The organism is Pseudomonas sp. NFX183, assembly GCF_047943075.1.
Lineage (GTDB): Bacteria > Pseudomonadota > Gammaproteobacteria > Pseudomonadales > Pseudomonadaceae > Aquipseudomonas.
Map to the genome: position 1 here is coordinate 1513000 of NZ_CP181333.1, position 13243 is coordinate 1526242.

The window sequence follows — 13243 nt, forward strand, 5'->3', positions numbered from 1 at the left end:
GCGCGCCACCTTAACAAACAGACTACCCACCGACTAGAAAGCAAAACGCCAGCACGAGGCTGGCGTTTTGCATATTCAGGCTGCGATCAACGCGGCACGACCGGCTTGCGCGCAGGCTTGCCGCCCTTGCCCTTGGCCGCGTCGGCGCGTTCCTTGGCCGCCTGCTTGTTGCGCGCCATGGCCGCAGCCTTGGCTTGTTCGCGCTTGTCCCACGGGTTGCTGCCGTCGCTGCCACGCGGTGGCAAACCGGTGTGCTGGGTGAGGATCCTGGTAGTGGTTTCCTTGGCGACCTTGTGGCTGCCGGCCGGCGTCGAGTTCTTGCGACGCGCGCTCTGGTAGCTGTCGGTGGCCGGCTGGTGCAGCGGAATCAACTGGTCCTTGCCCGGCCCAATCAGGTCGGCACGGCCCATGCGGGTCAATGCTTCACGCAGCATCGGCCAGCCTTTCGGGTCGTGGTAGCGCAAGAAGGCCTTGTGCAGACGGCGCTGCTCCTCGCTCTTGACGATGGTCACCGCGTCGCTCTTGTAGGTGACCTTGCGCAGCGGGTTCTTGCCCGAGTGGTACATCGCGGTGGCGGTGGCCATTGGCGACGGGTAGAACGCCTGCACCTGGTCGGCGCGGAAGCCGTTGCCCTTGAGCCACAGGGCCAGGTTCATCATGTCTTCATCGGTGGTGCCCGGGTGGGCGGCGATGAAGTAAGGAATCAGGTACTGCTCCTTGCCCGCTTCCTTGGTGTACTTCTCGAACATGCGCTTGAACTTGTCATAGCTGCCAATGCCCGGCTTCATCATCTGGTTGAGCGGACCTTCCTCGGTGTGTTCCGGGGCGATCTTGAGGTAGCCACCGACGTGGTGGGTCACCAGCTCTTTGACGTATTCCGGCGACTCGACCGCGAGGTCGTAGCGCAGGCCGGAAGCAATCAGAATCTTCTTCACACCCGGCAACGCACGGGCGCTGCGGTACAGCTGGATCAACGACGAGTGATCGGTGTTCAGGTTCGGGCAGATGCCTGGGAACACGCACGACGGCTTGCGGCACGCGGATTCGATTTCCGGGCTCTTGCAGGCGATGCGGTACATGTTCGCGGTCGGGCCGCCGAGGTCGGAAATCACCCCGGTGAAGCCTGGCACTTTGTCGCGGATCTCTTCGATCTCGCGAATGATCGACTCTTCGGAACGGTTCTGGATAATGCGGCCTTCGTGCTCGGTGATCGAGCAGAAGGTGCAGCCGCCGAAGCAGCCACGCATGATGTTCACCGAGAAGCGGATCATGTCGTAGGCCGGGATCTTTTCCTTGCCGTACACAGGGTGCGGAACACGTGCGTAAGGCATGCCAAACACGTAGTCCATTTCTTCGGTGGTCATCGGAATGGGCGGCGGGTTGAACCACACGTCCACTTCACCGTGCTTCTGCACCAGGGCGCGGGCGTTGCCTGGGTTGGTTTCCAGGTGCAACACGCGGTTGGCGTGGGCATAGAGCACCGCGTCGCCGCGGACTTTTTCCACCGATGGCAGGCGGATGACGGTCTTGTCGCGGGTCATCTTCGGGCTGGCCAGGATCTGCACGACCTTGGCTTCTTCCGGGTCATCCACCGGGCCTTTCTCTTGCTCGATGGCGCAGGCCTGGGTGTCCTGGGTGTTCACGTACGGGTTGATGATCTTGTCGATCTTGCCCGGACGGTCGATACGCGTGGAGTCCACTTCGTACCAGCCCGCCGGCGTGTCACGGCGAATGAACGCAGTGCCGCGCACGTCGGTGATGTCTTCGATCTTGTGGCCCCACGACAGGCGCTGGGCGACTTCAACGATGGCCCGCTCGGCATTGCCGTACAGCAGGATATCGGCAGTGGCGTCGATCAGGATCGAGTTGCGCACACGGTCCTGCCAGTAGTCGTAGTGGGCGATGCGGCGCAGGGAAGCCTCGATGCCGCCGAGCACAATCGGAACGTTCTTGTAGGCTTCCTTGCAACGCTGGCTATACACCAGGCTTGCGCGGTCCGGGCGTTTGCCGGCCATGCCGCCTGGGGTGTAGGCGTCGTCGGAGCGGATTTTCTTGTCGGCGGTGTAGCGGTTGATCATCGAGTCCATGTTGCCGGCCGCGACGCCGAAGAACAGGTTCGGCTCGCCGAGCTTCATGAAGTCGTCTTTGGACTGCCAGTTCGGCTGGGCAATGATCCCGACGCGAAAGCCCTGGGACTCCAGCAGCCGGCCGATGATGGCCATGCCGAACGACGGGTGATCCACGTACGCATCACCGGTGACGATGATGATGTCGCAGGAATCCCAGCCAAGCTGATCCATCTCCTCCCTGCTCATCGGCAGGAATGGCGCAGGACCGAAACATTCGGCCCAGTACTTGGGATAGTCAAATAACGGCTTGGCTGTTTGCATGACGGTGACCGGTGTTGAGATGAAAAATCGCGGGCGCGGAATATAGCACAAAATTTGACCAATTCCGACGGTAATGGTCGGAATTGTGGTGACGCTATCGCGGGCAAGCCCGCTCCCCCTTTTGAAGGTGTTCACCGTTCAAGTGTGGGAGCGAGCTTGCCCGCGATGAGGCCTCTACAGGCGCTGGAGAATTATTCGTCGTCGTCGAAGTTGTAACTGCCCGGCGCGAGGTTCTCGAAGCGCGTGTACTTACCGATGAATGCCAGGCGGATAAAGCCGATCGGCCCGTTCCGCTGCTTGCCGATGATGATCTCGGCAATGCCTTTGTGCTCGGTCTCGGGGTGGTACACCTCGTCCCGATACACGAACATGATCACGTCAGCATCCTGCTCGATCGCTCCGGATTCGCGCAAGTCGGAGTTCACCGGGCGCTTGTTGGGACGTTGTTCCAGGGAACGGTTGAGCTGCGACAGCGCCACCACCGGGCAGTTGAATTCCTTGGCCAGGGCTTTGAGGGACCGGGAGATTTCGGAAATCTCGTTGGTCCGGTTGTCGCCACTGGAACCCGGAATCTGCATCAGCTGCAGGTAGTCGATCATGATCAGGGCGATGTCACCGTGTTCACGCACCAGGCGGCGAGTACGCGCACGCATCTCCGAGGGGCTGATGCCCGCAGTGTCATCGATGAACAGCTTGCGGTCATTGAGCAGGTTGACCGCCGAGGTCAGGCGCGGCCAATCATCGTCTTCCAGGCGACCGGCACGGACTTTGGTCTGGTCGATCCGGCCGAGCGAGGAAAGCATACGCATGATCAGCGATTCGCCTGGCATCTCGAGGGAGTACACCAGCACGGTCTTGTCGCTGCGCAACACGGCGTTTTCCACGAGGTTCATCGCAAAGGTGGTTTTACCCATGGATGGACGGCCGGCGACGATGATCAAGTCTGACGGCTGCAGGCCGCTGGTCTTCTCGTCGAGGTCGGTGTAACCGGTGGAAATACCGGTGATGGCGTTGTCGGTGTTGAACAGCGTGTCGATCCGGTCGATGGCCTTGGTCAACAGGTCGTTGACGCTGACCGGGCCGCCGGTTTTAGGCCGCGCCTCGGCGATCTGGAAGATCTGGCGTTCGGCTTCGTCGAGGATCTCGGCGGCGGTGCGGCCTTCGGGGTTGAAGGCGCTGTCGGCGATTTCGGTGCTGATGCCGATCAACTGGCGCAGGGTGGCCCGCTCGCGAACGATCTGGGCATACGCCTTGATGTTGGCGACGGACGGCGTGTTTTTCGCCAGTTCGCCCAGGTAACCCAGGCCGCCGACTTGGGAGGTCTGGCCTTCCTTGTCCAGCTGCTCGGCCAGGGTCACCACGTCGATCGGTGAGTTCTGGTCGGCCAGCTTGGCGATGGCGCGGAAGATCAGCCGGTGGTCATGGCGATAGAAATCACCGTCCGAGACTTGATCCAGCACGCGTTCCCAGGCGTTGTTGTCCAGCATCAAGCCACCGAGCACGGCCTGTTCGGCCTCGATGGAATGCGGCGGCACCTTCAGGGCAGCGGTTTGCAGATCGTATTGCTCAGGAGCTGAAATATCGTTCATGGCCACTTGGAATTAGGGGATTGTAGAAAAACAAAAGGCACGACCTGTAAACAGGATCGTGCCCGATGTTAACCGCCTGGCACACGGGGTGCCAGTCAGTTAGCTTGCTTTAAGCTGCTACCACGACAACGCGTACGGTGGCTTCAACTTCGGCGTGCAGGTGCACGGCTACGTCGAATTCGCCTACGTTGCGGATGGTGCCGTTCGGCAGACGAACTTCGCTCTTCTGCACTTCAACGCCGGAGGCGGTCAGTGCATCAGCGATGTCGTGGGTGCCGATCGAGCCGAACAGCTTGCCTTCGTCACCGGCGGTGGCAGTGATAGTCACTTCCAGCTCAGCCAGTTGGGCAGCGCGAGTTTCGGCCGAAGCTTTTTTGTCTGCTGCTGCTTTTTCCAGCTCAGCACGACGCTCTTCAAACGCAGCCAGGTTGGCAGCGGTTGCAGCGGTGGCTTTGCCGTATGGCAGCAGGTAGTTACGACCGTAGCCGGCCTTAACGTTCACTTTGTCGCCCAGGTTGCCCAGGTTGGCGACTTTTTCCAGAAGGATCAGTTGCATGTGAAAATCCTCTAACTTTTAACCTTCACCGTTCGCGTTATCAGCGTCTTTCGACGCCAGACGACCGCGAAAATCAATCAGGCCGTCGACAATGGCCAAAACCACGAGTAACGGATAGATCAGCTGCATGAACAGCAACAGCGTCACGTACAACCCCACCAGCCAAAACTTGGCCAGGCGCTTTCGCGCAACCAGCCCATGAATCAGGGCCAGTCCGGCAAACACCAGCGGTACGCTGCAAATCGGCGCCAGCAAGGCCATCTGTGGACCGAAGTTCGGTCCGACAACCATGCACGCCAGCAGCAACATCGCCGGCCCCGCGGGAATTCTGATACTGCGAAACTCGCGACCAAAACCACCCGGGTTGTACAACAACGCCTGCCAATAACGCCCAAGAATCAGGCTCAGCACGCTGACGACCTGCAACAATGCCGCAATCAGGCCGGTCAGGACCGGAGCAATCAGTGACACAAACCGCGCTCGCTCATCTACCGACAAATGCTGGTAGAGATCCCCGAGGGCCAACGGCAGGATCTTGACGATTTCCTGCGACAGCGCCTCGATTTGCGGGCGGAAAGCCGCGCCAAGCATCACTGAGTACACCAACCCCAATGCCACGCTGACCAGCAGCGTGCGGACCCAGGACTCACTTGCGCGTAAAACCAACGCAAGGCTCGATGACCCCAGCAGTACCAGAAGTACCCGTGGATCACCCATTTGCAGCCACCAGATCAAGGCCGGCAACAAACCCAGGGCAAGAACGCCAAGGGCGTCCTTCAAACCGCGCCGCAGGAGCACAAGGCAACCTGCGGCAGCACCCAACCAATAAAGCAACGGCAATGCCGCACATCCAGCCACTACCAGAGTGGCCTGCACGCGACCGCGCATGATGAACTCAGCTAAGGCGCGCATGCATTCAATCCCTTACTACTTGTCGACTGCCCGGTCTCAGCGGCCGTGGCTGTCGGTGTAGGCCAGCAGGGCCAGGAAGCGGGCGCGCTTGATAGCGGTGGCCAGCTGACGCTGATAACGTGCTTTGGTACCGGTGATGCGGCTTGGAACGATTTTGCCGGTCTCGGATACGTAAGCTTTCAGAGTGTTGAGATCTTTGTAATCGATCTCTTTCACGTCTTCAGCGGTGAAGCGGCAGAATTTACGACGACGGAAGAAACGTGCCATTTGATAGGCTCCTTAAAAGGTCCGTGGATTACTCGTCAGCGTTATCGCTGTTGTCGCTGTCATCACTATCAGCGCTTTCGGCGCCTTCGTGCTCAGGACGGTCGCGACGCTCACGGCGCTCACTGCGGTTTTCTTCAGCCTTGAGCATCTCGGATTGGCCGGTAACGGCTTCTTCGCGACGGATGACCAGGTTACGGATCACTGCATCGTTGTAGCGGAAGTTGTCTTCCAGCTCGGCCAGGGCCTTGCCAGTGCACTCAACGTTCAGCATCACGTAGTGAGCCTTGTGAACATTGTTGATTGCGTAGGCCAGTTGACGACGGCCCCAATCTTCCAGACGGTGGATTTTGCCGCCGTCTTCTTCGATCAGCTTGGTGTAACGCTCAACCATGCCGCCGACTTGCTCGCTTTGATCCGGGTGGACCAAAAAGATGATTTCGTAATGACGCATGAATGCTCCTTACGGGTTGTAGCCTGCCGCTCAAAAACGGTCAGACAAGGAGTGAATGACACTTATGGATCTTGCCGCAGGGAGGCACATAAATGCCTGCCAGGAAGGCAAGGGGCGCAATTGTAGAGAAGGGGGAGAAACGGCGCAAGGTGATTGGTGATTATTTGAACAATCTCCAACACACCAAAACAAAAGTGGGCGCTGGCTTGCCTGCGATGACAATGGCACAGTCAACCTCTCTGTTGACTGACACACCGCCATCGCGGGCAAGCCCGGCTCCCACAGGGTCTTGCGTCGCTCTTAAGCCTTATTTCTTGGCTTTGGCCTTCGCGCCGCGCTGGCGCTGGGCTTCGAACAGGCAGACGCCCGTTGCGACTGAAACGTTGAGGCTGCTGACGCTACCGGCCATCGGCAGGTGCACCAGGTAGTCGCAATGCTCACGGGTCAGGCGACGCATGCCTTTGCCTTCGGCACCCATGATCAGGATGGTCGGGCCGGTAAGGTCCTGGTCGTAAATGCTGACCTCAGCCTCGCCTGCCGTGCCCACGACCCACAGGCCACGCTGCTGGAGTTTCTCCAGGGTGCGCGCCAGGTTGGTCACGGCCACCAGCGGAATCACTTCCGCCGCGCCGCAGGCCACTTTACGCACAACTGGCGTCAGGGTGGCCGACTTGTCTTTGGGCACGATCACTGCCAGCGCGCCGGCAGCATCCGCCGAACGCAGGCAGGCGCCGAGGTTGTGCGGGTCGGTCACGCCGTCCAGTACCAGCAGCAGCGGCGCACCTTCGGTACGGTCGAGCAGCTCGTCGAGCATCGCCTCGCCCCAAACCTGGCTCGGACTGACGTCCGCCACCACGCCCTGGTGAACGCCTTCTACCCACACGTCCATTTCACGACGCTCGGCCTGGCCGATGGCAACTTTATTCTGGGTCGCCAGCTCGACCAGCGCTTGCACGCGCGGCTCGCTGCGACCTTCGGCCAACCATACCTGTTTGACGCGCTTAGGGTGATGACGCAGCAGTGCTTCTACGGCGTGCACGCCGTAGATTTTTTCCAGACTCATGACTTGGCCTTAGGTTTGCGCGACCCGCCGTTTTTCGCGGGGGCCGAACCCGCTTTTGGCGGGCCTTTACGATGTTTGCTCGGCTTGCTCGACGGTTTTTCCGCCTCGCGGGACTTTCCCCCAGACGCCGCTTTACCACCGCTTTTGGCTTCGTTGAGCAACTGCTGCTTCAACTCACGGCTCTTGCGCAGCTCGGCGTTTTTCGCCGCAGCATCGCTTGGGCGGTAGGCTTCGGGGGCCTTGTCCTTGGCAGACGAACGACGAGCAGGTTTGGCTGACGCAGGCTCGGCGACCGCTGCTTTAGCAGGAGCGCCTTTGCCTTTGCTTGCCGGCGCAGTCGTCTCAGCGCCACGTTTTTTACGGCCAGTCGGCTCGGCTGGTTTATCTGGCATGCCAAAGTCGATCTTGCGTTCGTCGAGGTCGACGCGCATGACCTGCACTTCCACCGTGTCGCCCAGACGGAAGCTGCGACCGGTGCGCTCGCCCGCCAGGCGGTGATGCACAGGGTCGAAGTGGTAGTAGTCGCCCGGCAACGCGGTAACGTGCACCAGACCTTCGACGTAGATGTCGGTCAGCTCGACGAACAGGCCAAAGCCGGTCACGGCGGTGATCACACCCGGGAACGATTCGCCAACGCGATCCTTCATGAACTCGCACTTGAGCCAGTTCACTACGTCGCGGGTGGCTTCGTCGGCACGGCGCTCGCTCATGGAGCACTGCTCGCCCAACTGTTCCAGGGCCGCTTCGTCGTACGGATATATCCGCGCCTTCGGAATGGTCATGGCACCGGCGCGCTTGACGTGCGGGGTGTTCTGCTTGGAATGGATCACGCTGCGGATCGCGCGGTGCGTGAGCAGGTCCGGGTAACGGCGAATCGGCGAGGTGAAGTGGGTGTACGCCTCGTAATTCAAGCCGAAGTGGCCCTGGTTATCCGCGCTGTACACCGCCTGGCTCAGGGAGCGCAGCATCACGGTCTGGATCACATGGTAATCCGGACGGTCCTTAATGCTTGCCAGCAGTGCCTGGTAGTCCTTCGGCGTCGGGCCGTCCTTGCCTTTGTGCAGGGACAGGCCGAGCTCACCGAGGAACGCGCGCAGCTTCTCCAGACGCTCCGGCGGCGGGCCGTCGTGCACGCGGTACAGCGCAGGAATCTCGTGCTTTTTCAGGAACTCGGCAGTGGCCACGTTGGCGGCCAGCATGCATTCCTCGATCAGCTTGTGAGCATCGTTACGCGTGGTCGGCGTGATTGCGGCGATCTTGCGCTCGGAGCCAAAGACAATCCGGGTTTCCTGGGTTTCAAAGTCGATCGCGCCACGTACATGACGAGCGCCGAGCAATACCTTGTACAACGAATACAGCTGCTTCAGGTGCGGCACAACATGGCCGTACTCACCGCGCAAGGCTTTGGCTTCGCTGGTTTTCGGCTGTTCCAGAATGGTGCTGACCTTGTTGTAGGTCAGGCGCGCCTGGGAGTGAATCACCGCCTCGTAGAACTGGTAGTCAGTCATTTCGCCGGTTTTCGAGATGGTCATCTCGCACACCATGGCCAAACGGTCGACTTTCGGGTTCAGCGAGCACAGGCCGTTGGACAGCTGCTCAGGCAACATCGGGATCACGCGCTCCGGGAAGTACACGGAGTTGCCGCGCACCTGGGCTTCGTTATCCAGGGCCGAACCGATCTTCACATAGCTGGACACGTCGGCAATCGCGACGAACAACTTCCAGCCACCGGAGAACAGGCGCAGCTTGCCAGGTTTGGCTTCGCAGTAGACCGCATCGTCGAAGTCGCGGGCATCTTCGCCGTCAATGGTGACGAACGGCAGATGGCGCAGGTCGATGCGTTTTTCTTTGTCTTTCTCTTCCACTTCCGGCTTGAGCTTGGCGGCTTCTTTGAGCACAGCCTCTGGCCAGACGTGAGGGATATCGTAGGTGCGCAACGCAACGTCGATTTCCATGCCCGGCGCCATGTAATTGCCGACCACTTCAACGATGTCGCCCTGCGGCTGGAAGCGCGCAGTTGGCCAGTGGGTGATTTTCACCTCGACGAACTGGCCGACCTTGGCGGCGCCATTGCGGCCCGGGGTGATCAGCACTTCCTGCTGGACCTTCGGGTTATCCGGCACGACAAAGCCGATGCCGCCTTCTTCGAAGTAACGGCCGACGATGGACTCGTGGGCACGCGACACCACTTCGACGATCACGCCTTCACGGCGACCACGACGGTCGAGGCCGGAAACGCGCGCCAGGGCACGGTCGCCGTCGAACACCAGACGCATTTGCGCCGGGCTCATGAACAGGTCGTCACTGCCGTCGTCCGGGATCAGGAAGCCGAAGCCGTCACGGTGGCCGGCGATGCGGCCAAGGATCAGGTCGAGCTTGTCCACAGGCGCGTAAGTGCCTCGGCGGGTGTAGATCAGTTGGGCATCGCGCTCCATGGCACGCAAACGGCGGCGCAGGGCTTCGAGCTGGTCTTCGGTGGTCAGACCGAATTCTTCAACCAACTGCTCGCGGCTAGCAGGCGAACCACGATCGGCGAGATGCGCCAGGATCAGTTCGCGGCTAGGAATAGGGTTTTCATATTTTTCCGCTTCACGAGCGGCCTCGGGATCGAGGGACTGCCAATCGGCCATTAGAGAGTTTTCACCTTGTCTATATGCGGGTTAGTTTGGCATACGCGTATTGAAACGGGAAATTTCAGGCATCAACAAGCGTTTTATAGGCCTTTGTCGCCCTCGGAACGCACCTTGCACGACCATTGACGAAGTTTTCCAGGATTTTTTCATAGCAGGGCTTTACAGCGCAAAATCGCCTCCGTATAGTGCGCGCCATCGACGACAGCAACGTTGTTGATGCTGCCCAGGTGGTGAAATTGGTAGACACGCCAGCTTCAGGTGCTGGTGATCGCAAGGTCGTGGAAGTTCGAGTCTTCTCCTGGGCACCAATTTCAAACTCAAGGTTCTGCCTCGAGTCTCCAAAAACCCGCGAAAGCGGGTTTTTGCGTTTCAGGCCTTTGATTTTTAACGAGAATCTTGATTTATATTTTTGAATCAGGGGTTTACAGATCAAAAAGCCCTCCGTATAGTTCGCTCCATCAACGGCGCAAGCGTTGTTGATAAGCCCAGGTGGTGAAATTGGTAGACACGCCAGCTTCAGGTGCTGGTGATCGCAAGGTCGTGGAAGTTCGAGTCTTCTCCTGGGCACCAAATTCAGATCAAACCCGCGAAAGCGGGTTTTTTCGTTTCCGGGGTTTGAAAACCTGCCTGGCGATTTCCCCGCTTGTCCGCACTTGAGAAGTTTTATCGTTTATCCTTGTAAGGATTTGTTGCACTCAAGTGAGGAAAACCCCGGATGATGATCCGCGATACCCGTCTCAAGACATCCCTTCTGCGTGGCCTGACCATCACTCTGCTCGGCCTGACCCTGCTCTCGCCCGCTGCCTATTCTGCCGACAAGGTTGCACTGACCTTGTACAACGGCCAACACAAGGAGGTCGGCGATGAACTCGCCAAAGCCTTCGAAGCCAAGACCGGCATCCACGTCAATGTGCGCAAGGGCAGCAGCAACCAGCTGGCCAGCCAGGTCGTGGAAGAAGGCGACCGCTCCCCTGCCGACGTGATCTACACCGAAGAGTCGCCGCCACTGAACAAACTTGGCGAACAAGGCCTGCTGGCCAAGATCGATGCCAGCACCCTCGACGTGTTGCCCAAGGATTATGTCGGCAGCAACGGCGACTGGATGGGCGTCACCGCACGCACCCGCGTTGTCGCGTTCAACCCCAAACTGATCGCCGAAAAAGACCTGCCCAAGTCGGTTCTGGATTTCGCCGGCCCCGAGTGGCAAGGCAAAGTCGGCTTCGTCCCTACCAGCGGCGCGTTCCAGGAACAAGCCGTGGCGATCATCAAACTGCACGGCCGCGAAGCCGCTGAAGAATGGCTGACCGGCTTGCGCGCGTTCGGCAAGGTCTACAGCAACAACATGGTCGCCCTCAAGGCTGTGGAGAACGGCGAAGTCGCCACCGTGCTGGTGAATAACTACTACTGGTTTGCCCTGAAGAAGGAAAAAACCAACCTGGATTCCCAGCTGCATTACTTCACCGATGGCGACGCGGGCGGCCTGATCACCGTGTCTTCGGCTGCCGCGCTGAAATCCAGCAAGCACCCCAAGGAAGCTCAACAGTTGCTCGCCTTCATGGCCAGCGAAGAAGGCCAGCGTGTGATCACCAACACCTCGGCCGAATACCCGCTGCGCAAGGGCATGGAATCCAACCGTGGCCTCAAGCCGTTCAGCGAGCTGCAACCGCCGAAAGTCACCCCTGCGGACCTTGGCAATGCCGAAGAAGCCCTGGACCTGGAACGTGACGTTGGCTTGAACTGATGAACCCATCGCTATCCGCCCCTGCCTTGCGCGGGGGGTTGAGCCCGCGACGCAAGCGCCCGTCGATCTGGTTGCTGCTCCCCGTCCTGTTTCTGGTTGGCTTGAGCCTGCTGCCGCTGGTCTATGTCGGGACCAAAGCATGGCAGGCGGGCTGGGCGGAGGCGATACACCTTTTGTGGCGCCCCTATGTATTCGGCCTGCTGCGCAACACCCTGGCGCTGATGATTGGCGTGACGGTCGCCTGCGGCGTGATCGGCCTGTCCCTGGCGTGGCTGCTCGAGCGCAGCAACTTGCCCGGGCGGCGCATATGGGGCGTAATCCTGTGCCTGCCGTTTGCAGTGCCGGCGTTTGTCAGCAGCTTTACCTGGGTGTCACTGAGCGCCAACTTCGAAGGCTTGGGCGGGGCGATCCTGGTGATGACCCTGTCCAAATACCCGCTGGTGTTTCTGCCGGTGGCGGCGACGCTGCGCAATCTTGATCCTTCCCTGGAAGAGTCGGCCCGCACCTTGGGGCTGAATCGCTGGGGCGTCTTTTTTCGTATCACACTGCCCTTGCTGTGGCCTTCGCTACTGGCCGGGGCGCTGTTGATTGCTTTGCATATGCTGGTGGAGTTCGGCGCGCTGTCGATCATCGGCCTGCAAACCTTTACCACCGCGATCTACCAACAATTTGAACTGGAATTCAGCAATGCCAACGCCGCGATGCTGTCGGCGGTGTTGCTGGTGATGTGCCTGACGCTGCTGTGGCTGGAGCTGCGCGTGCGCGGAAAGGGCCGGCACGTGCGCATCGGCCAGGGCGCCGCGCGGCATGCCGAACAGGTCAAGCTGGGCAAGTGGGCCGCCTTGGGTCAGGTGTATTGCCTGGCGCTGGCGATCATTGGCAGCGGTATTCCGCTGGGGATGCTCGGGTATTGGCTGGCGGTGGGCTCATCGGCAGCCTTTCCCGTGGCCGAGATCAGTGAGGCACTGCTGTCGTCGCTGGCACTGTCACTGGGCGGCGCGGCGCTTTGCCTGGTGTTGGCCGTACCGGTCGGGCTGCTGGTGGTGCGCTACAAAGGCCAACTGGCGATCTGGGCCGAGCGCCTGCCGTACCTGCTGCATGCCCTGCCCGGCTTGGTGATCGCATTGACGCTGGTGTATTTCGCCCTGCATTACGTGCCGGTGCTGTACCAGACTTCCGCGCTGCTTTTGATTGCCTATGCGCTGCTGTTTTTGCCACTGGCACAGGCGCCGATCCGTACGGCCTTGAACAAGGCGGCGCCGCAACTGGAAGAGGCAGCGCGCACGCTGGGCGCCTCGTCGTTCAGCGCGTTTTGCCGGGTGACCTTGCCAATTATTTTCCCGGCATTGGGCGCGGCGTTTGCGCTGGTGTTTCTGGACGCAATGAAGGAATTGACGGCGACGTTGCTGCTCAGTCCGACGGGGTTGAACACGCTGGCGACGGCCGTGTGGGCGCATACCTCGAATGTGGAGTTCGCGGCGGCGGCGCCTTATGCGGCGTTGTTGATCTTGGTGTCAGGGTTGCCGGTGTATCTGCTTACGACTCGGATGTATTTGAGCCGCTGAGACCGCTATCGCAGGCAAGCCAGCTCCCACATTCGAGTGCATTCCAATGTGGGAGCTGGCTTGCCTGCGATAGCGC

At 60.1% G+C, this 13243-nt stretch carries 10 protein-coding genes and 2 tRNA genes; 4 read left to right on the plus strand and 8 right to left on the minus strand.

From position 1 onward, the window contains the following. Positions 1-86 precede the first annotated feature (86 nt). From ACM530_RS07185 to rnr, 8 genes are all read right to left on the minus strand, one after another. On the minus strand, positions 87-2390 hold the full coding sequence (locus tag ACM530_RS07185) for a YgiQ family radical SAM protein (RefSeq protein ID WP_197625740.1): 2304 nt from the start codon (positions 2388-2390) through the stop codon (positions 87-89). Between the two features lie 191 nt (positions 2391-2581). Next, positions 2582-3979, minus strand: coding sequence for a replicative DNA helicase (gene dnaB / locus ACM530_RS07190; protein ID WP_017526410.1), 1398 nt, complete (start codon positions 3977-3979; stop codon positions 2582-2584). Between the two features lie 109 nt (positions 3980-4088). Further along, positions 4089-4535: a 50S ribosomal protein L9 gene (gene rplI / locus ACM530_RS07195; protein ID WP_003171376.1), complete on the minus strand. Its 447-nt coding sequence runs from the start codon at positions 4533-4535 to the stop codon at positions 4089-4091. Between the two features lie 18 nt (positions 4536-4553). Then, positions 4554-5447: a hypothetical protein gene (locus tag ACM530_RS07200; RefSeq protein ID WP_145160173.1), complete on the minus strand. Its 894-nt coding sequence runs from the start codon at positions 5445-5447 to the stop codon at positions 4554-4556. 36 nt (positions 5448-5483) lie between these two features. Next, a complete protein-coding gene (gene rpsR / locus ACM530_RS07205) occupies positions 5484-5714 on the minus strand; it encodes a 30S ribosomal protein S18 (protein ID WP_002551829.1) in 231 nt (76 codons plus the stop codon). Positions 5715-5742: 28 nt separating this feature from the next. Beyond that, on the minus strand, positions 5743-6165 hold the full coding sequence (gene rpsF, locus ACM530_RS07210) for a 30S ribosomal protein S6 (protein ID WP_003217491.1): 423 nt from the start codon (positions 6163-6165) through the stop codon (positions 5743-5745). 307 nt (positions 6166-6472) lie between these two features. Further along, entirely contained in the window at positions 6473-7228 is a 756-nt protein-coding gene (gene rlmB / locus ACM530_RS07215; RefSeq protein WP_010213600.1) for a 23S rRNA (guanosine(2251)-2'-O)-methyltransferase RlmB, read from the minus strand. Further along, complete coding sequence (rnr, locus tag ACM530_RS07220; RefSeq protein ID WP_145160171.1) at positions 7225-9858, minus strand: ribonuclease R; 2634 nt, start codon at positions 9856-9858, stop codon at positions 7225-7227. Before rnr ends, rlmB begins: the two co-directional genes overlap by 4 nt. A 224-nt stretch (positions 9859-10082) precedes the next feature. On the opposite strand from rnr, the gene ACM530_RS07225 reads away from it, so the two are divergent. From ACM530_RS07225 to ACM530_RS07240, 4 genes are all read left to right on the plus strand, one after another. Continuing rightward, positions 10083-10169: transfer RNA gene (locus tag ACM530_RS07225), tRNA-Leu, on the plus strand. Between the two features lie 175 nt (positions 10170-10344). After that, positions 10345-10431, plus strand: a tRNA-Leu gene (locus ACM530_RS07230). 145 nt (positions 10432-10576) lie between these two features. Continuing rightward, complete coding sequence (locus ACM530_RS07235; RefSeq protein WP_119737913.1) at positions 10577-11602, plus strand: iron ABC transporter substrate-binding protein; 1026 nt, start codon at positions 10577-10579, stop codon at positions 11600-11602. Beyond that, on the plus strand, positions 11602-13167 hold the full coding sequence (locus tag ACM530_RS07240) for an ABC transporter permease (protein ID WP_404486600.1): 1566 nt from the start codon (positions 11602-11604) through the stop codon (positions 13165-13167). Before ACM530_RS07235 ends, ACM530_RS07240 begins: the two co-directional genes overlap by 1 nt. Positions 13168-13243: the final 76 nt, after the last annotated feature.